This window comes from Pseudarthrobacter sp. RHLT3-21 (assembly GCF_059383495.1).
Genome location: NZ_JBWZCI010000022.1, coordinates 18,933 through 37,160 on the forward strand (window position 1 = coordinate 18,933; position 18,228 = coordinate 37,160).

Here is an 18,228-nt window from a genome sequence, read left to right on the forward strand (position 1 = left end):
TCCCATGGCCGCACGCAGGCCTCCCGCACCACCCCTCATCCCCCCGGAGGAAACCATGACCAGCACCAACAAGGCAGCAAAGGCCGCGGCAAGGAAGCCGCCGCCCGGTGCGCTCAAGGCGTACGTCGCCAGCCTCACCGGCACCTCGCTGGAGTACTACGACTTCGCCATCTATTCGGTGGCGTCAGCCCTTGTTTTTCCCAAGATCTTCTTCCCCTCGAACGATGAATTCGTGGGGCTCCTGCTGTCCTTCTCTGCCTTCGCGGTGGGCTACCTCGCCCGCCCGATCGGCGGCATCATCTTCGGCCGCCTCGGCGACAAAGTGGGCCGCAAGTACGTTCTGGTCTTCACACTGGTGCTGATCGGCGTCGCCACCGTCCTCATCGGCGCGCTGCCCGATTACTCCGTGATCGGGATATGGGCCCCCATCATCCTGGTGCTCCTGCGCCTGGGCCAGGGCATCGGCGTCGGCGGCGAATGGGGCGGTGCTGTGCTGCTGTCCAGCGAGTTCGGCGATCCCAAAAAGCGCGGTTTCTGGTCTTCCGCAGCCCAGATCGGCCCGCCCGCCGGCAACCTTATGGCCAACGGCGTCCTGGCCATCCTCGCCGCCTCCCTCAGCACTGAAGCATTCCTCTCGTGGGGCTGGCGCGTGGCGTTCCTGGCCTCAGCTCTGCTCGTGGCCTTCGGCCTGATCATCCGCCTCAAGCTTGAGGAAACCCCGGTGTTCAAGGCCATCGCGGCCCACGGCGACCAGCCGAAGGCACCGATCAAGGAAGTCTTCACCACGCAGCCCCGCGCGCTGATCTCCGCCGCACTGTCCCGCGTCTGCCCGGACGTCCTTTACGCGCTCTTCACCGTCTTTGTGGCCGTCTACGCCACCAAGGAACTGGGCATGACCACCGGCGACGTGCTGGCCGCCATCCTGATCGGCTCCGCGTTCCAGCTCTTCCTGATCCCGGCCGCCGGCGCCCTGACCGACCGCTTCAACCGCCGCATGGTGTACGGCATTGCGGCCGCCGCAACTGCCGCCTGGATCCCGGTGTTCTTCCTCATCATCCAGGGCCGGTCCGAGGTCATGCTGATCATCGGCGTTGTGGTGGGCCTGGCCCTGCACGCCTTTATGTACGGACCGCAGGCTGCCTACATCACCGAGCAGTTCCCGGCCCGCCTGCGTTACGCCGGCAGCTCCCTGGCCTACACCCTGGCGGGTGTGATCGGTGGTGCTGTGGCGCCGTTGATCTTCACCGCCCTCTACGCGGCCTCCGGCAACTGGTACCTGATCGCCGGTTACCTGCTGCTGGCGTCCATCGTCACCATCGTGGGCCTGGCCATCGGCCGGAACCCGCAGCCGGAAGAGGACTTCCGCCTGCTGCACAACGACGGCGCCCAGGAGAGCCACGCCTGAGCGGCGCGGCCTGATCCCCATGGAAACAGTCAGCAAGCCCGCTGCCGCGGCCCGGGTGCTCGCAGTCAGGCCGGTAGGTACGACGGCGGTGCTCGCCGAACTCTCAGGGCTCCACGACGTCCTGGCCCTCCAGGCCCTCCTGCTGGAGCAGCCACTGCCCGGCCAGGTGGACGTCCTTGCCGCCGCAGAAACCGTGATGGTCAAGGCGGATTCACCCGCTGCGGCGCGCCGGATGGCGGCCCTGCTGCTGGAGATGGACCTGACGGTCCAGTCCCACGCCGAAGGCAAACTGGTGCAGATTGAGACCGTGTACGACGGCGACGACCTCGCCGAAGTGGGACGGCTCACCGGCCTGGGCGCTGACGGCGTCATCGCCGCCCACACCGGACAGGTCTGGACGGTTGCGTTCGGCGGCTTCGCCCCGGGTTTTAGCTACATGGTGGGGGAGAACCAGGTACTTGAAGTCCCGCGCCGGAGTTCGCCCCGGACAGCTGTCCCCGCAGGTTCCGTGGCCCTTGCCGGCAACTATTCGGCCGTGTACCCGCGGAAATCCCCGGGCGGCTGGCAGCTGATCGGCCGCACCGCCGCACCCATGTGGGACCTCAGCCGGGAGCAGCCGGCCCTAGCCGCGCCCGGTGACCGCGTGCAGTTCCAGGCGGTGCGCGAGCTCATTGAAGTCGCGGCGCCGCACGTTGCGTCGACGGATTCCGAAGCCCTGACCTCCGGGGAAACGGACGTCCGGCCCGGTCTGCTGATCCTGTCGCCCGGACTCCAGAGCCTGATCCAGGACCTCGGCCGCCCCGGTCATGCCGGGCTCGGGGTGTCTTCAGCCGGGGCACTGGACCGCTCCTCCCTGCGCCGCGCCAACCGGATCGTGGGCAACGACCCGTCGGCCGCCGTCGTCGAATCCGTTGCCGGCGGCCTGCGAGTGCAGGCTGTGGGGGACCAGGTGCTTGCTGTGGCCGGCGCGCCGTCGGCACTGACCGTGGTGACGCCGTCGGACGTTCCCGACTCGGACGCTCCGGAAGACGAAGGTGACGAGTCAGAGTTTAACCAGTCCGAGTTTGACCGGCCCGAGCGGGTGCGCGAGGTGCCCATGGCCACGGCGTTTGCCCTGCTCGACGGCGAGATCCTGACCATCGGAGCGCCCGAGCTCGGCTTCCGCAGCTACCTGGCCATCCGCGGCGGGGCGGCTGCGGCTGCGGTCCTGGGAAGCCGGTCCACGGACACCATGTCCGGGATCGGGCCTGCACCGCTGGCCGCCGGGCAGCTGCTGGGCGCCGGCGCCGCCACGTCCTCCAACGTGGTGGGCAACCCCGAGCTGCAGCCCGACTTCCCGGACACCGGCGTCACGGTCCTGGACATCGTTCCCGGACCCCGCGATGACTGGTTTGACGCCGCCGCGCTGGAAGCACTCTGCGCCCAGGACTGGGCGGTGACGCCCCGCTCGAACCGCGTGGGCATGCGCCTGGACGGTGAGGCGCTCAGCCGAAGCCGGGACGGGGAGCTGCCCAGCGAGGGAACCATGGCCGGCGCGCTGCAGATTCCGCCGGAGGGACAGCCGGTTCTCTTCCTGGCCGACCACCCCATCACCGGCGGCTACCCCGTGATCGCCGTTGTGGTGGATCACCAGCTGGACCTGGCCGCCCAGGTTCCCATCGGCGGGTCCATCCGGTTCCGCTGGGCTCCCGGCTACGGGCTGCCCACCAGCTTGTCCGAATCATCCCTAGACATTTCCCAGACAAAGTGAGCAACTCATGCGCAAGGTCCTGATCGCCAACCGCGGAGAAATCGCCGTCCGCATCGCCCGCGCCTGCGAAGACGCCGGACTGGAGTCCGTGGCCGTCTACGCCGACGTCGATGCCGACGCCATGCACGTGGGCGCCGCCACCGAGGCGTACAGCCTGGGCGGCAACGCGCCGTCGGAAACCTACCTCGATATCCCCAACCTCCTGCGCGTGGCCACGGAATCCGGGGCGGACGCGGTGCACCCGGGATACGGCTTCCTGTCCGAGAACGCCGGCTTTGCACAGGCGGTCCTGGATGCCGGTCTGACCTGGATCGGGCCTAACCCGGAGGCCATCCGGCAGCTGGGCAACAAGATCACGGCGCGCGAGATCGCCGTCCGGGCCGGTGCCCCCTTGGTGGCCGGCACCGACGGTCCGGTGGATTCGGCTGCGGAGGTCCGCGAGTTCGCCGAGGAGCACGGCCTGCCGATCGCCATCAAGGCGGCCTTCGGCGGCGGCGGGCGCGGGCTGAAGGTGGTCCGCGAGATGGACCAGATCGAGGAGTCCTTCGATTCTGCGGTCCGTGAAGCGGTGGTGGCCTTCGGCCGCGGCGAGTGCTTTGTGGAGCGGTACCTGGACCGGCCCCGGCACGTGGAGGCGCAGGTCCTGGCGGACCAGCACGGCAACGTGGTGGTGGTGGGCACCCGCGACTGCTCGTTGCAGCGCCGGCACCAGAAACTGGTGGAAGAGGCCCCCGCGCCCTTCCTGACCGAAGTGCAGACCCAACAGATTTACGACGCCGCCAAGGCAGTGTGCCGCGAAGCCTCCTATTCCGGGGCCGGGACGGTGGAGTTCCTGGTGGCTGCCGACGGTACCGTCGCGTTCCTCGAGGTGAACACGCGCCTGCAGGTGGAGCACCCCATCACCGAGGAGACCACCGGCGTGGACCTGGTCCAGGAGCAGTTCCGGATCGCCGCCGGCGAGCCGCTGCGCTTCACCGCCGATCCCACGCCGCGCGGTCACTCGTTTGAATTCCGGCTCAACGCCGAGGATGTGGGCCGGGGCTTCCTGCCGTCGCCCGGCACCATCGCGACGTTCAGCGGCCCGACGGGTCCCGGCATCCGGCTGGACTCCGGGGTCCGCTCCGGCTCGGTTGTGGCGCCGCAGTTCGATTCCTTGCTGGCCAAGCTGATCGTCACCGGTGCCGACCGGCAGCAGGCGCTCCGCCGTGCCCGCCGTGCCCTCGCCGAAATGGAAATCACCGGCGTGGCCACCGTCCTGCCGTTCCACCGGGCCGTGGTCCAGGCGCCGGACTTCACCTCCGAGACCGCGCTTGGCATCCACACGCGCTGGATCGAGACTGACTTCGCGGATTCCATCGCGGCTGATCCGGAGTTCGGCACGTCCGTCCCGGACGGTGAGCGCCGCACCATTACCGTCGACATCGACGGCCGGCGCCTCGCCGTCGGCCTGCCGGCGGACCTGCTGGATGGCTGGGCGCGCTCCGGCGCGGCCGTTCCGGCGGGGGTTTCCCTGGATGGGGCTGGTTTGGATGGCGCTGCCGACGGCGGTGCTGCCGCTGGTGACGCCGCCGATCCCGGCGAGCTGCGGGCAGGCATGGCCGGGACTGTGGTGAAGTGGCTCGTGGAGCCGGGCGCCGAGGTGTCTGCGGGAGACGCCGTCGTGGTTCTTGAGGCGATGAAGATGGAGACCCAGGTGGCCGCCCACCGCGCCGGAACGCTGACCGGGATCCGCGCAGAAGCCGGCGGCGTTGTGAACGCCGGGGCCGTGCTGGCGCTGATCGGCTGACACTTCCCGTCCGGATGCCCGTTCTATACGCTGGTCAAACCCCGGCGATAAGGACGGCCTGACGTGAGTGAACGCATTGGAATCATCGGCGGCGGGATCGTGGGCATCGCCGTCGCCCGGGCCTTTATGCGGCGCGGGATCGGGGACGTCACGGTCTTTGAGAAGGAGGACCGGCTGGCCGCACACCAGACCGGCCACAACTCGGGGGTGGTGCATGCGGGCCTCTACTACGCCGAAGGGTCGCTCAAAGCGCAGCTGTGCGTAGCGGGCCGGTCCGCGCTCGAAGAGTACTGCCGGGAGAAAAGCCTCCCCTACCGTGAGGTGGGCAAGCTGGTTGTCGCCGTCGACGAAACGGAGCTGCCTGCCCTGGCCGAAATCGAAAAGCGATCCAAGGCCAACGGCGTGCCCGGGCTTGCCCGCATCGATGACGTAGCGCAGCTGCACGGCATCGAACCGCATGTGGCAGGCGTGGCGGCGGTCCACTCACCCCACACCGCCGCCGTCGACTATCCGGCCATAACCGAAGCGATGGCACAGGACGTCCGCATGGCGGGCGGCACCATCATCCTCGGGCAGGAGGTGGTGTCCGTGGTCATCGAACCGACCGGAGTGCGCGTGGTGACCCCCGTGTCGGAGCACGTCTTCGACCGGGTGGTGGCCTGCGCCGGATTGCAGTCCGATGCCGTGGCCCGCCTGGTGGGTGCCGACCCTTCGCCGAAAATCCTGCCCTTCCGCGGCGAATACTGGGCGCTGAATCCAGAACGCAACGATCTGGTCAGGGGCATGATCTACCCTGTGCCAGACCCGCGGTTCCCGTTCCTCGGCGTGCACTTCACCCGTGGCGTGTACGACGACGTCCACGTCGGCCCAAACGCCGTCCCGGCCCTGGCCAGGGAGGGTTACGGCTGGCGCACCGTCTCGCTCAAGGACACTTGGGAGTCCCTGACCTGGCCGGGGTCCCTTCCGCTGGCCAGGAAGCATTGGCGGATGGGCATTGACGAGATCAGCGCATCGCTGGTGAAGTCCATCTACTACCGGAAGGCGAAGCGCTTCATCCCCGAGCTCACCGTGTCCGATCTGGCGGTGAAGACGGCGTCCGGCGTCCGGGCACAGGCGTGGGGCCGTGACGGTTCGCTGCTCGACGACTTCGCTGTCGACCGGGTCGGGCCGGTGACCCTGCTGCGCAATGCGCCGTCGCCGGCGGCCACATCGTGCATGTCCATCGCGGACTACGTGATCGATCACTATGTGCAGGTACGGGACTAGGGAGACTTTGACGATGCAGGCCGCCTGGCCTTCGCTGCCTGACTTCGGCTCTGCTTCGCAAGGAAGGTCCGGCCTTTCATCACCGCGGATCCCGGGGCCGCGGAAACTACCCGGTCCCCAGATGAAACACACTCTAGTGCTACAGTCCGCGCCGCGGCCGGGATCCGCGCCGGCCCGGACGGAAGTCCAAGGTGTTTGACTATGCTTCATGACACTAAATCGAAACCCGGTGGTTGATTCGTTTCTTGAGTCGCTGGACCACCCGTTGAGGCCTGTGATTGAGCGCCTTCGGGTGGCTGTCCTGGACGCCGACGAAGCAATTACGGAGCGTATTAAGTGGAGGGCACCGAGCTTCTGCTTCAACTCTGTTGACCGGGTCACTTTCAACTTGCGGCCGCTTCATCACGTGCAGCTGATTTTTCACCGCGGGGCAAAGACCGTCGAGGATGACTTTCATTTTGCTGCGTCCAAGTGGACTGGGCTGTTGGAAATGATCGGGCAGGACCGCGGCCAGGTGATCTTTCCTAGCGCGGAGGCTGCAGCAGCCCGGCAGGACGAATTCGTTGCGCTGGTGCGTGAGTGGGTGCGAGCCTAAGCGGCGGGGTGACCCGCGCGATTCGGCTGATTTGGTTGGGGTGTACTGCGGCGGGATTCTGATAGTCTGCAGTCATCCACGGGCCTCCCGGTCGCTTCTTTGGCCGGTTGTAGATAACGAGTGGGAGCTCGCGATTTATCGCGAATGATTAGGAGGCTTTTATGCATCTGACACCACGCGAAAACGAAAAACTGATGATCGTGGTTGCTGCCGATCTTGCACGACGGCGGCAAAAACGCGGACTCAAGCTCAACCATCCGGAATCCGTCGCGATTCTTACGTATGAGCTGGTCGAGGGCGCCCGCGACGGACGCCGGGTTGCGGACCTCATGAGCTACGGCACGACTATCCTGACGAGGGAAGATGTCATGGAAGGTGTCGCCGACATGATCCAGGACGTCCAGGTCGAAGCGACGTTCCCGGACGGCACCAAGCTCGTCACCGTGCACAACCCGATTCGCTAGGCAAAGGAGCCCCCCATGAAACCCGGCGAATACATCCTCCGGACGGAGCCCGTGACGTGCAATGCGGGCCTCCTTCCCCGCGCCCTCGCCGTGATCAACCGCGGTGACCGCCCCATCCAGGTGGGGTCCCACTACCATTTCTTCGAGGTGAATGATGCCCTCGAATTCGACCGGGACGCGGCCCACGGCTTACGGCTGGACATCCCGGCGGGAACCGCGGTGCGGTTCGAGCCCGGAGATGCCAAGACGGTCAACCTGCTCGCTCTCTCGGGCGAGCGGGCGGTCTACGGGTTCCGGGACCGCATCAACGGCCCGCTCGAGCCGAGCCGCGGCCTGATCTCCCTCCAGGACGACACCAAATGAGCTTCGAACTGAGCCGCAAGGAATACTCGGATCTCTACGGCCCCACCACGGGCGACGCCGTTCGCCTGGCCGACACGGATCTGTTCCTCGAAATTGAGCACGATCACACCAACTACGGTGAAGAGGTCGTGTTTGGCGGCGGCAAGGTCATCCGTGACGGCATGGGCCAGAACGGGCAGCTGGTCCGGGACGACGACATTCCGGACACCGTGATCACAAACGTGATCGTGCTTGACTACACCGGCATCTACAAAGCCGATGTGGCCTTACGCGACGGGCACATCTTCAAAATCGGCAAGGCCGGCAACCCCCAGATTTCCCGGGGCGTGAACATCACCATCGGCGTCGCAACCGACATCATCGCAGGCGAGGGCAAGATCCTCACCGCGGGCGGCATTGATACGCACGTGCACTTCGTGAGTCCCGATCAGGTGCCCGTGGCCCTGGCCTCGGGGATCACCACCCTGATCGGTGGCGGGACCGGACCGAGCGACGCAAGCAAGGCCACCACCGTTACGCCGGGCGCCTGGCACATTTCACGCATGCTTCAGGCCGTGGAGAACCTCCCGATCAATATCGGCCTGCTCGGCAAGGGCCACGCCAGTGCCATCGAGCCCCTCGCGGAGCAGATCCGGGCCGGCGCCATCGGGCTGAAGGTACACGAGGACTGGGGCGCCACCACGTCCTCGATCGACATGTCGTTGCGCGTGGCTGATGAGTATGACGTGCAGGTGGCCATCCACTCCGACACACTCAACGAGTGCGGCTTCGTCGAAGACACCATCCGGGCCATCGGCGGCCGCGTCATCCACACGTTCCACACCGAAGGCGCCGGCGGCGGGCACGCTCCGGACATCATCAAGATAGCGGCGCTGCCCAACGTCCTGCCGGCGTCGACCAATCCCACCCTGCCGTACACGGTCAACACCATTGACGAACACCTCGACATGCTGATGGTCTGCCACCACCTGAGCCCGGACATCCCCGAGGATGTGGCCTTCGCCGATTCGCGTATCCGCAAGGAGACCATCGCAGCTGAGGACGTGCTGCATGACATGGGCATCTTCTCCATCACCAGCTCCGACTCCCAGGCCATGGGCCGGGTAGGCGAGGTGGTCCTGCGGACGTGGCAGGTAGCGGACGCCATGAAGCGCCAACGCGGAAAGCTCGACGGCGATCCCGAGGTGGGAGACAACTTCCGGCTCAAGCGCTACGTGGCCAAATACACGATTAACCCGGCGATCGCGCACGGCATCTCGGACTCGGTCGGAAGCATCGAGGAGGGCAAATTTGCCGACCTTGTGCTCTGGGACCCAATGTTCTTCGGCGTCAAGCCCGAGCTCGTGCTGAAAGGCGGGCAGGCCGTCATGAGCGTTATGGGAGATCCCAACGCCTCGATCCCCACCCCGCAGCCACGCGTCCTGCGAGGCAACTTCGGGGCGCTCGGCACCGCGGTACACGCCTCGTCGATCACCTTCCTCTCCCAGGCCGCCATCGCCGCCGGAGTCCCGGAACAGCTGGGCCTCCGCCGCGTGATTCGGCCGGTGAGCGGGATCCGCACCCTCACCAAAGCAGACATGAAGCACAACGGCGCCACGCCGGATATCGGCGTTGACCCGGAAACCTACTCGGTGACTGTCGACGGCGAGCCAATCACGGCGGAGCCCTCTACGGTGCTGCCAATGGCGCAGCGCTACTTCCTCTTTTAGACACATATCCCCAAGGGGGCATACATGATCATCGACCACATCATCGCCAACCGGCGCGATCTCCCCGACGACGAACTGGCCGGCCTCCACGAGGAACAGGTCCTCCTGCCCAGCGCGGAACTCGTCAAGAAAGTCCAGCGGGTGACCACCGACCACGGCCGTGACCTGGGGATCCGGCTCAGCGATTCCGCGGGCCCGGTGCGGGATCTCCGCGACGGCGACATCCTGTTCCGCGACACCAAAACGGTCATCGTGGTGACTGCCCTGGCAACTGACGTTCTTGTTATTGCCGCGCGAAGCATCCGTGAAATGGGGGTCGTGGCGCACAACCTCGGCAACCGGCACATGCAGGCGCAGTTTTTCGACGCCGACAGTGAGTACGCGGCCGACGTGATGGTGGTGCAGTACGACCACACGATAGAGGACTACCTGATCCACGTTGGCGTGCCGTATTCGCGCCAGGAACGTGTGGTGCCGGTGCCGTTCCGCCATGCCGAACACACCCACTGACCGCGTGAACGAGCCGCCGTCGTACCTGCTGCCGCTGTTGCAGCTCTCTGACTCCGCGCTCCCCACGGGCGGGTTCAGTCATTCCTTCGGAATGGAGACGTTTCTGGAACGCGGGCTCATCGACGGCGAAGCGAGCTTCGCCAACTGGTTGAGCCAGTTTGTGAGCATCCAACTGACCTACAGTGACGGGTTCGCCCTGCGCCTGGCGTTCGAGGCGTCCTCGGCGGACGACATTGCCAGGGTCGACCGGACGATAGCTGCGGCGGCGCTGCCCCGTGAGGTCCGCGAAGCGGGGACCAAGATGGGCGCACGGATGCTCGCAATCGCCGGTACGGTGGCGCCAGGGGCCCGGCTCGCGGGCTACGCGGCCGACGTGGCATCGAGGCGTTGCGCCGGTCATCCGGCTGTCGCGTTCGGCGTTGCCGGCAGGCAGCTGGGCGTCCCGCTGGAGAAATTGCTCGCGAGCTACCTCTTCACGGCGGTCACGTCGCTGACCCAAAACGCCATCCGTGCCATCCCCATCGGGCAGGACGCCGGGCAGCGTGTACTTCTAGGAACGCATCCCAAGATCATGGACGCCGTCCGCCGCATCCAGGCGCTCGAAGCCGACGACTTCGGGATCACGGCCCCGGGCCTCGAAATCGCCCAGATGCGCCACGAACGCCAGCGCGTCCGCATGTTTATGTCCTAGCAGTCCGCGGTTCGCCGCACCCAATACGTAGCAAGGAGCACCATGGAACTCATCAAAATCGGCGTCGGCGGTCCTGTCGGCGCAGGCAAGACCCAGCTCGTGGAACGCCTGACCCGCCACCTCAGCGCCGAGATTTCGATGGCCGCGATCACCAACGACATCTACACCATCGAGGACGCCAAGATCCTCGCGGCCAATGGGATCCTGCCGCTGGACCGCATCATCGGAATCGAAACCGGCGGCTGCCCGCACACGGCGATCCGGGAGGACACGTCGATGAATTCGGCCGCTGTGGAGGAGCTGCGGCTGCGCCACCCCGGCCTCGAAGTCGTCTTCATCGAAAGCGGGGGAGACAACCTTTCGGCCACATTCAGCCCGGAGCTTGTGGACTTCTCGATCTACATCATCGACGTGGCGCAGGGCGAGAAGATCCCGCGTAAGGCGGGCCAGGGAATGATTAAGTCCGACTTCTTCATCATCAACAAAAAGGACCTGGCCCCGTACGTGGGTGCTGACCTCTCCGTGATGGAGGCGGACACTCTCGAGTTCCGCGGCAACAAGCCCTACTGCTTCACGAACCTCAAAACCGACGAAGGCCTGGAGCACGTCATCAACTGGATCAGGCGCGACGTGCTCATGCTTGACCTCCGCCAGTGACGGGTGCGTCTGCGCCCGAACTACCGGTGCGCCGCGCCGCCGTCGAACTCGCCGGTACGCTCGCCCTCACCGTGGGTGTGCGGGGCGACCGCTGCATCGCCACGAGCCAATACCACCAGGGCGCGCTGCGCATCCTCCGGCCGCACTACCTCGATGACACCGGCCAGGTCTGCTACGTGGTGGTCAATCCCGGGGGCGGGTACGTCGGCGGCGACGAGTATGAAATCGACATCGCCGTGGAAACCGGGGCCCGGCTCCTGCTGACCACACAGTCGGCGACGAAGGTCTACCGCACTCCCGGTACTCGTGCCGAACAGCGGACGCACATTCGGCTCGGCCCCAACGCGAGCCTGGAATCTGTGCCAGACCCGCTGATCGCCTACCGCGGGGCAACCTACCGGCAGGCCACCGTGGTTGAGATGCACGGCAGCGCCTCGCTGGTGATGGCCGAGATCGTCACTCCGGGCTGGTCCCCGGACGGCGCCCTGTTCGGCTACGACGAGATTCGCCTGCGGAACGAGGTCTCGGTCGACGGGCGCCTGGCGGTGCTCGACAACCTGCTGATCCGCCCGCTGGCCGGCGCCGCCCCGATCAACGGCATGGCCGTCCTCGAGGACTACACGCACGTCGGTTCCCTCCTGGTCATGGATGCCCGCGTGGACGCCGCGCTGCTGAACGAGCTGCATGAGGAGCTGCTGCCGCTGGCCGGCGGGTGCAACCTGGGCATGTCACTGCTCGACGGCGGCCTGGTCATCCGTGCCTTATCCCGCGCCACCGAGCCGCTGGATGCAGTCATCCGCGCCGGCATCGATTTTCTGCGGTTCCGCTGGCACGGCCAGCCCAGTCTCAACCTTCGAAAGTACTAAATGAAAGCCCTCTTAAACCACCACGAACGGGAAGCACTCCCGACAGCCCGCCGCCTGGCGGTGACCTTCGCGGCCGTCGCTGCCCTCCACGTCATCATGCTTACCCTGCTGGCCGTTTCGCTCCGCACAAACCACAGTCCTCTCGTGCTCGGCCTGCTCATCACCGCTTACCTGGCCGGTGTGAAGCACAGCTACGACTGGGACCACATTGCGGCGATCGATAACTCCACCCGCCGCTTCGCGGCCCAGGGCCGCAGCCCCGTCAGCGTAGGCTTCGCCTTCAGCATGGGCCACAGCATGGTGGTTGTGCTTGCCGGGGTACTTGTGGTCAGTGGTGCCGGCATCATTCGGGACGCACTTAATGACGGCTCGCCCGCGAACGTGGTTTTGCGCATTACCGGGGCATCCGTCTCGGGCCTGTTCCTGCTGACCATCGGTGTTTACAACGCCGCCGCGTTCCGACGGACCGCCCTGTTGTACCGCCGGGTCAAGGACGGCGCCACCGTCACCCGCGAGGAACTGGCACCGACCGGGCTCGTGGCCCGCCTGCTCGACAAACCGCTCTCCCGAGTCAATCGCCCGCGCGACATCTTCGTCCTGGGCTTCCTCTTCGGCCTCGGCTTCGACACAGCCTCAACGATCGCGTTCCTGCTCCTCACGGCGACGGCCGCCCTTGCCGGAATCTCCCCGGCCGCGCTGATGGCGCTGCCCCTCGGCTTTATGGCGGCGATGACACTGTGCGACACGGTGAACGGCGTGGCGATGATGAAGATGTACCGAAGCGCCGTTGTGGACCCCCGGCGGCGTATCGGTTTTAACATGGTCATCACAGGCGTCTCCGCGGCCTCTGCCCTGTTCATCTCGGTCATCACCATCGCAGGCGTACTGCACGGGATGCTCGGACTCACCGACCCGGTGACCACCTTCCTTGCCGAACTCGACCTCGGCCACGCCGGGCTGGTCCTCGTGGCGCTGCTGCTGTTCATCTGGGCTGCGCATACCTGGGTGCGTCGCGCAGGCGAAGCCGCCTCGGCCACAACGGGCGGAAACCCGCAGGGATAGGGCCCGACGGCGGGAGCGACGCTTGGTCCCGCAGGCGCCAGGCTGGACGGCGCTACTCGGCGGACGGCCGCTGCCGTTGCCGTTTCGTCGCCGACCGCTGTTCCTTGGCGGCCAGGCGACGGCGGTTCGAGCCCCGGGTGGGTTTGGTCGCCCGACGGCGGGGGCCTTCGGGTGCCAGACCTTCAGCCACGAGGTCGGCGAGCTTAGCCAGGGCACTCTCGCGGTTGCGCAGCTGGGAGCGCTGCTCGGAGGCGGCCACGGTGATCACCCCGGCGACGAGGCGCCGTTCGAGACGGGTGAGCAGCATCAGCCGCTGGTCATCCGAAAGCGCCGCGGAGCCGGCGATGTTCCACGAGAGTTCTGCGCGGCTGTCCGTCGTGTTGACGTGCTGACCGCCCGGCCCGGACGAACGCGAGAACCGCCAGCCGAGTTCCGACGCCGGAATCGTGAGCGCGGGCGACACCTCCAGATCCATGCAACCAGCGTTGCACAGTATGGGCGCGATAGAAGCCCCGTCGGGCGCAGTAGAGGGGGACTTGCAGGCCGCCGATAGGCAGAGCCCTCGCTTGGACCGGCATAACCGCGTTGTATTGAACGTGCACCCCAGTCTTTGCCCCTACCCATGGAACGGAGCCAGCGTGACCGCCGTCGAAACCACGATTCCCGCACGCGAGCAGGCGGTCGGCCGGCCCCTAGCGATTGTGCTCGGCCTGCTGACCATCTTCGGCCCCATCTCCATGGACCTTTACCTTCCGGTCCTCCCAGCCCTCACCGCTGAGCTTCAAAGCACGACGTCGGTGGCCCAGTTGACCATCACCGCCTGTCTGCTGGGCCTCGCCATCGGCCAATTGGTGGCCGGGCCCCTCTCGGACCGCCTGGGGCGGCGGATGCCGCTGCTGATCGGCGTTGTTGGCTACACGCATCGCACTCGTGTCACCCCTCGGCTTGGCGCAGGTATTGGTACACCGTTTCCCGGCTGATCCCATAGTCGCGGGCAAGAGTGGTTTTTGGAACTCCGCCGGCTGCACGTTGTACCTGCTCGGCAGCCCGCTCTGGAGTGAGGGCCTTCTTGCGTCCGTGGTAGGCGCCTCGTTGCTTCAGCAGAGTAATGCCCTCACGCTGACGTTCCTTAATTAAGGGCCCGTTCGAACTCTGCGAAGGCACCCATGACCGAGAGCATGAGATTGGCTATGGGGGAGTCCTCGCCGGTGAAGACCAGGTGTTCCTTGACGAACTCCACGCGCACGCCTCTTCGGGTCAGAGCCTGGACCAGTGCACGCAGGTCATCCAGGTTGCGGGCAAGCCGGTCCATGCTGTGGACCACGACGGTGTCTCCGTCACTGGCGCAGTAGTTCAGCCAATTGGGGCCTGAGTGTGTCCCGGCCGGAGGCCTTGTCACTGAAAATCCGATCCAGGGCTTGGCCGTCGAGCTGACGCGCTTCACTCTGGTCCAGCGTGCTGACCCTCGTATACCCGATTCGTGACCTGCCACCGGAGTCACCCTACCGAAGCTGTCAGGATAAAACCTATGACTCTCGATAGGGTATGTCTAGAAACGGAACTTCAGATCCTATCCTGACAGCCCTCCCGAGTGGTGCCTGACGTCAGGTTGGGGTGTACCCCAAATTGACACACGTTTGGCACGAGTCGTGATTCCCAAAACGGCATGAACCAGACCTGCGGCGATGCAAGCGGGCTTTGCCGCCGCAAAGGGCGAACACGCTAATTGCGGTTCGTGACAGCACGGTTACCAGCACCCCAACGTGGCCGACTCGCTGCTGGGTATGTCCCAGCAACCCGAAGACACCCGCGGGTCCGTCGCGGCGTCGGCCCGGCGCATGGCCTCGGCCCTGATCCATGACCACCTGATGCAGTGGGTCCGCCCCACACCGGGCATCCCGGTTTTCGAACCAGAGCAGTATCTTCAGGGCAAAGACACCCTCATAGCCCTCTCCAAGGGAAGCTCAGGGGTCGTCACGGGTTTGATGACGATTCTCTGGGAGTCGATCTTCGAAACCGCCGAGCGGCTCTCGGAGGAGAACGGAGGCCGGCTTCCCGTCCCGTTCGTCGTTGACCTGGACGAACTCGGAAACACGGTGAAACTCCGCAAACTGCCCGAGTGGTACACCCATTTCGGCTCCCGCGGGATCCTCGTGTGCTCCTACATCCAGTCGGCCGCCATGGGGCGCAGCCTCTTTGGCGAGTCAGACTGGAAAACCCTCATCGACGCGGCCGGGATCTTCGTCTACGGCGGGGGCGCACGCGATCCTGGATTCCTGCGCGACATTTCAGCGCTCATCGGCCAGCACGACGAAAAGATGACAACGGTAACCAACAGCGGTCACGGGCCCGCAACCCACAGCACCTCCACACGCCGCCAAGACATCCTGTCCGTCGCGGACCTGGCCGGCCTGAGGGAATGGGAATGCGTCGTCCAGGCAGGAAAAGGCGTGGTGACCCTGGGAAAGATCGTCCCGTGGTTCCAAGACCCTGAAATGGCCCCCCACATCAATGAATCCCTGGCCGCATACAAAGCAGTCACCGCGACGGCCGGAGACATCGCATGAACAACGATAACGGCGACCACGCCACCACCAATGAAGCAATAAGTGTCAAAGACCTGGCAGACACCCTGCTGGCCGGTACAGACATTGAAGAAGTAGCCCGCCGCGAGACGCGAAAAGCGATCCGTGCGCGGGTTTCCTCCATGGTCCGGTGGTGACATGGCCGCGTTTCCCAGCGCCGCCCAACTTGCCTCCTGGGCCGGCACCGCACCGGGATCCCACGAATCCGCCGGACGCGTCAAGTCCACCAAGACCCGCCCGGGAGATTCCTATCTCAAAGCGGCCCTGGGTGTTGCCGCCCTGGCAAGAACACGTATTTCTCCGCCAAATACAAACGAATAGCGGCCCAGCGGGGGCGGATGAAGGCCATCGTGGCACTCGAACACGCCATGCTCATCGCTGCCTGGTACATGCTCACCACCGGGGAACTCTACCGAGACCCCGGTGCCGAGTACTTCACCCGCCGCGCCCCGGCGAAGGCCAAGGCCCGTGCCATCGGCCAGCTCGAAGCCCTCGACTACCGAGTCACCATCAGAGACGCCACAGACACCGAACCAGCCCAACCCCACCTCACAGCCGTCTCGCCGCGAGCCCCCGGGGCGGGGCAAGTTCCTGATCAAGGTCGGCGGCCGCCCCGGCATCCCCGTCCAGATCGGCTTGACCTCCATCGAGGCGTCCCTGAACGACACCAACAAGCGCTGGCACGCCCCGGCAGAAACACTCCTGGAACCCGCTGCTCCCGGCCTGATGCAGGATGGTCGATTGTGAGCGCCCCGAACCGCAAGGGAACCGGCCTGGACGACGCGCTGGGGATCTGACTCGCCATTGGCGCCGCTGTCATCTTCGGCGGCGGCTCCTGGGTCGCCGCCCACCTGGGGTCGTGGATGGCCGGGCTGGCTGCCCCTCCAGCAAACCCGATTGATCTGATCGCCGGGCTGGCCAAGGGACGGGTTTCTTGGCCAGTCCAGTCAACGGTCGTGGCCGGCGTCATCGCAGCCCTGCTCGTTGCCGCCGTCGTCCTGGTTCTGATCGTCCGCACCACGAGCGCCGGCAAGAGGGCACGTGTGGACAAGGCTGCCCGCTACCTCGGGAAGGGTAAGTCGCTGGCTGCGTTCTCGGAGAAGGGCGCCATGGCCACCGCTGAACGCCTTGGGGTGAAGGACACTCCAGGAATCACGGTAGGCCGTGTGGTCTCCACGGGGCAGAAGTTCATCCAGCCATGGGAGGACTTGAGCATCGACATTTGGGGACCGCGGACCGGTAAGTCCACCTCCCGCGTCATACCCGCAATCCTGGACGCTCCCGGTGCCGTGGTATCCACCTCGAACAAGCGCGACGTCGTGGACGGCACCCGCAGTGTCCGGGCCGAGGTCGCCCCGGTGTGGGTGTTTGATCCTCAGAAGATCGCTCAGGAGGAACCCACCTGGTGGTGGAACCCCCTGTCCTACGTCACCGATGAAGAGAAGGCGTACAAGCTCACCCAACACTTCGCCGTTGGCTCGCGTACGCCCGGTTCCAAGCCGGATGCGTATTTCGATCCGAAGGCTGAGGACATTCTCTCCTCGTACTTCCTCGCCGCCGCACTGGGGGAGCTGCCCATCACGCAGGTGTACATGTGGGTCACGGAACAGGTCAGCCGCAGCCCCATCGAGATTCTGAAGGAACACGGCTACGAACTCCAGTACAAGGGCCTGGAATCGACACTGAAACTGGCCGACAAACAGCGCGACGGCATTTTCGGCACCGCCGAAAAGATGGTCCAGTGCCTCAAAAGCAGGAACACCCTGCGCTGGGTCGCCCCCGAAACCGGTGCTTCCGTCAGCACGGACTCCCGCCGGCAGTTCAATCCCAAAGACTTCGCCCAGTCCAAGGAAACGATCTACATCCTGTCCAAGGAAGGTGCCGGCTCGGCCGCGCCGCTGACGACAGCACTCACCGTGGCCATCGCCGAAGCCATGGAGGAACGGGCAGAGCGCCGTGGCGGCCGCCTGGACCTGCCCGCACTGTTCGCCCTGGACGAGCTGGCCAACGTCGTCCGCTGGGCCGGCCTGCCGGACCAGTTCAGCCACTACGGCTCCAAGGGCCTGATCGTAATGGCGATCCTGCAGTCCTGGTCCCAGGGCGTGGAACTGTGGGGAGAGGCGAACATGCGCAAAATCTGGTCCGCGGCGAACATCAAGGTCTACGGGGGGGCGTCGCCGAAGACGGCTTCCTCCGGGCCCTCTCAGACCTGATCGGGGACTACAGCTACACCAACGTCTCCATCTCCTCCGGCAAATCCGGCGAAGCCGCTCCCGCCAGGAAGGCAAAGAGCGGATCTTCGATGTGTCCAACCTCGCGAGCTGGACCGCGGACGCGCCGTCGTCCTCGCCTCCGGCGCACCCGTCACCCTCGTCCGCACCCTGCCCTAGTACACCGGCCCCCATAAGGAAGCAGTGGAAGCATCCATCAAGGCAAACAGCCCGCAGCACGAAGACGATGATGTGCCGGTACCCGCCGGTGAAGCCGCAGTAGCCAATCCTTGGATCACCAAGTAGGAG

General features: G+C 65.8%; 17 protein-coding genes and 4 pseudogenes. 19 read left to right on the plus strand and 2 right to left on the minus strand.

The window, feature by feature from the left end:
- The first annotated feature begins 55 nt into the window (after window positions 1–55).
- From AC50YA_RS18415 to AC50YA_RS18475, 13 genes are all read left to right on the plus strand, one after another.
- Complete coding sequence (locus AC50YA_RS18415; protein WP_494983662.1) at window positions 56–1,405, plus strand: MFS transporter; 1,350 nt, start codon at window positions 56–58, stop codon at window positions 1,403–1,405.
- A 19-nt stretch (window positions 1,406–1,424) separates the two neighbouring features.
- On the plus strand, window positions 1,425–3,155 hold the full coding sequence (locus tag AC50YA_RS18420; RefSeq protein WP_494983663.1) for a 5-oxoprolinase subunit B/C family protein: 1,731 nt from the start codon (window positions 1,425–1,427) through the stop codon (window positions 3,153–3,155).
- Between the two features lie 7 nt (window positions 3,156–3,162).
- Window positions 3,163–4,941, plus strand: coding sequence for an acetyl/propionyl/methylcrotonyl-CoA carboxylase subunit alpha (locus tag AC50YA_RS18425; protein WP_494983664.1), 1,779 nt, complete (start codon window positions 3,163–3,165; stop codon window positions 4,939–4,941).
- Window positions 4,942–5,004: 63 nt separating this feature from the next.
- The gene (lhgO, locus tag AC50YA_RS18430; protein ID WP_494983665.1) at window positions 5,005–6,207 is read left to right on the plus strand and encodes an L-2-hydroxyglutarate oxidase; all 1,203 of its coding nucleotides are present in this window, start codon (window positions 5,005–5,007) and stop codon (window positions 6,205–6,207) included.
- Window positions 6,208–6,415: 208 nt separating this feature from the next.
- On the plus strand, window positions 6,416–6,802 hold the full coding sequence (locus tag AC50YA_RS18435) for a DUF1801 domain-containing protein (RefSeq protein WP_494983666.1): 387 nt from the start codon (window positions 6,416–6,418) through the stop codon (window positions 6,800–6,802).
- Between the two features lie 161 nt (window positions 6,803–6,963).
- Window positions 6,964–7,266 (plus strand): urease subunit gamma, encoded by a 303-nt coding sequence (locus AC50YA_RS18440; RefSeq protein ID WP_354252082.1) that lies wholly within the window; start codon window positions 6,964–6,966, stop codon window positions 7,264–7,266.
- A gap of 15 nt (window positions 7,267–7,281) precedes the next feature.
- Window positions 7,282–7,629, plus strand: coding sequence for an urease subunit beta (locus AC50YA_RS18445; protein ID WP_494983667.1), 348 nt, complete (start codon window positions 7,282–7,284; stop codon window positions 7,627–7,629).
- The gene (gene ureC / locus AC50YA_RS18450) at window positions 7,626–9,338 is read left to right on the plus strand and encodes an urease subunit alpha (protein WP_494983668.1); all 1,713 of its coding nucleotides are present in this window, start codon (window positions 7,626–7,628) and stop codon (window positions 9,336–9,338) included. The genes AC50YA_RS18445 and ureC overlap by 4 nt, the downstream gene beginning before the upstream one ends.
- Window positions 9,339–9,362: 24 nt before the next feature.
- The gene (gene ureE, locus AC50YA_RS18455; RefSeq protein ID WP_494983669.1) at window positions 9,363–9,848 is read left to right on the plus strand and encodes an urease accessory protein UreE; all 486 of its coding nucleotides are present in this window, start codon (window positions 9,363–9,365) and stop codon (window positions 9,846–9,848) included.
- Window positions 9,829–10,539, plus strand: a complete 711-nt coding sequence (locus AC50YA_RS18460) for an urease accessory protein UreF (RefSeq protein WP_494983670.1) — start codon at window positions 9,829–9,831, stop codon at window positions 10,537–10,539. The genes ureE and AC50YA_RS18460 overlap by 20 nt, the downstream gene beginning before the upstream one ends.
- Window positions 10,540–10,581: 42 nt before the next feature.
- Window positions 10,582–11,196: an urease accessory protein UreG gene (gene ureG / locus AC50YA_RS18465; protein ID WP_494983671.1), complete on the plus strand. Its 615-nt coding sequence runs from the start codon at window positions 10,582–10,584 to the stop codon at window positions 11,194–11,196.
- Entirely contained in the window at window positions 11,193–12,062 is an 870-nt protein-coding gene (locus AC50YA_RS18470; RefSeq protein WP_494983672.1) for an urease accessory protein UreD, read from the plus strand. Before ureG ends, AC50YA_RS18470 begins: the two co-directional genes overlap by 4 nt.
- The gene (locus AC50YA_RS18475) at window positions 12,063–13,124 is read left to right on the plus strand and encodes a HoxN/HupN/NixA family nickel/cobalt transporter (protein WP_494983673.1); all 1,062 of its coding nucleotides are present in this window, start codon (window positions 12,063–12,065) and stop codon (window positions 13,122–13,124) included.
- A 52-nt stretch (window positions 13,125–13,176) separates the two neighbouring features.
- Here AC50YA_RS18475 and arfB read toward each other — a convergent pair whose 3' ends face one another.
- Window positions 13,177–13,599, minus strand: a complete 423-nt coding sequence (arfB, locus tag AC50YA_RS18480; protein ID WP_494983674.1) for an alternative ribosome rescue aminoacyl-tRNA hydrolase ArfB — start codon at window positions 13,597–13,599, stop codon at window positions 13,177–13,179.
- Window positions 13,600–13,783: 184 nt separating this feature from the next.
- Between arfB and AC50YA_RS18485 the strand changes: the two are divergent.
- Window positions 13,784–14,041, plus strand: a pseudogene (locus AC50YA_RS18485) (MFS transporter); the annotation flags it as partial.
- Window positions 14,042–14,057: 16 nt separating this feature from the next.
- Here the strand turns inward: AC50YA_RS18485 and AC50YA_RS18490 are convergent.
- Window positions 14,058–14,602: pseudogene (locus AC50YA_RS18490) on the minus strand (recombinase family protein).
- Window positions 14,603–14,887: 285 nt separating this feature from the next.
- Here AC50YA_RS18490 and AC50YA_RS18495 point away from each other — a divergent pair.
- The 5 genes and pseudogenes from AC50YA_RS18495 to AC50YA_RS18515 all read left to right on the plus strand — a co-directional run bounded on the left by AC50YA_RS18495 (window position 14,888) and on the right by AC50YA_RS18515 (window position 17,922).
- Window positions 14,888–15,691 (plus strand): type IV secretory system conjugative DNA transfer family protein, encoded by an 804-nt coding sequence (locus AC50YA_RS18495; RefSeq protein WP_494983675.1) that lies wholly within the window; start codon window positions 14,888–14,890, stop codon window positions 15,689–15,691.
- Window positions 15,688–15,846, plus strand: coding sequence for a hypothetical protein (locus AC50YA_RS18500; RefSeq protein WP_494983676.1), 159 nt, complete (start codon window positions 15,688–15,690; stop codon window positions 15,844–15,846). The genes AC50YA_RS18495 and AC50YA_RS18500 overlap by 4 nt, the downstream gene beginning before the upstream one ends.
- A pseudogene (locus AC50YA_RS18505) lies at window positions 15,836–16,239 on the plus strand (transposase); the annotation flags it as partial. The gene AC50YA_RS18500 and the pseudogene AC50YA_RS18505, both read left to right, overlap by 11 nt.
- Before the next feature lie 37 nt (window positions 16,240–16,276).
- Window positions 16,277–16,456, plus strand: a pseudogene (locus AC50YA_RS18510) (ATP/GTP-binding protein); the annotation flags it as partial.
- A gap of 209 nt (window positions 16,457–16,665) precedes the next feature.
- On the plus strand, window positions 16,666–17,922 hold the full coding sequence (locus tag AC50YA_RS18515) for a type IV secretory system conjugative DNA transfer family protein (protein ID WP_494983677.1): 1,257 nt from the start codon (window positions 16,666–16,668) through the stop codon (window positions 17,920–17,922).
- Window positions 17,923–18,228 lie beyond the last annotated feature (306 nt).

What these genes read in the sequence shown, in the direction of transcription:
- AC50YA_RS18440 (WP_354252082.1), top strand. Translation starts at nt 6,964, where the DNA reads ATGCATCTGACACCACGCGAAAACGAAAAACTGATGATCGTGGTTGCT.
- AC50YA_RS18460 (WP_494983670.1), top strand. Translation starts at nt 9,829, where the DNA reads ATGCCGAACACACCCACTGACCGCGTGAACGAGCCGCCGTCGTACCTG.
- AC50YA_RS18475 (WP_494983673.1), top strand. Translation starts at nt 12,063, where the DNA reads ATGAAAGCCCTCTTAAACCACCACGAACGGGAAGCACTCCCGACAGCC.
- AC50YA_RS18415 (WP_494983662.1), top strand. Translation starts at nt 56, where the DNA reads ATGACCAGCACCAACAAGGCAGCAAAGGCCGCGGCAAGGAAGCCGCCG.
- AC50YA_RS18435 (WP_494983666.1), top strand. Translation starts at nt 6,416, where the DNA reads ATGACACTAAATCGAAACCCGGTGGTTGATTCGTTTCTTGAGTCGCTG.
- AC50YA_RS18420 (WP_494983663.1), top strand. Translation starts at nt 1,425, where the DNA reads ATGGAAACAGTCAGCAAGCCCGCTGCCGCGGCCCGGGTGCTCGCAGTC.
- AC50YA_RS18500 (WP_494983676.1), top strand. Translation starts at nt 15,688, where the DNA reads ATGAACAACGATAACGGCGACCACGCCACCACCAATGAAGCAATAAGT.
- ureC (WP_494983668.1), top strand. Translation starts at nt 7,626, where the DNA reads ATGAGCTTCGAACTGAGCCGCAAGGAATACTCGGATCTCTACGGCCCC.
- AC50YA_RS18425 (WP_494983664.1), top strand. Translation starts at nt 3,163, where the DNA reads ATGCGCAAGGTCCTGATCGCCAACCGCGGAGAAATCGCCGTCCGCATC.
- ureG (WP_494983671.1), top strand. Translation starts at nt 10,582, where the DNA reads ATGGAACTCATCAAAATCGGCGTCGGCGGTCCTGTCGGCGCAGGCAAG.
- AC50YA_RS18445 (WP_494983667.1), top strand. Translation starts at nt 7,282, where the DNA reads ATGAAACCCGGCGAATACATCCTCCGGACGGAGCCCGTGACGTGCAAT.
- arfB (WP_494983674.1), bottom strand. Translation starts at nt 13,599, where the DNA reads ATGGATCTGGAGGTGTCGCCCGCGCTCACGATTCCGGCGTCGGAACTC.
- ureE (WP_494983669.1), top strand. Translation starts at nt 9,363, where the DNA reads ATGATCATCGACCACATCATCGCCAACCGGCGCGATCTCCCCGACGAC.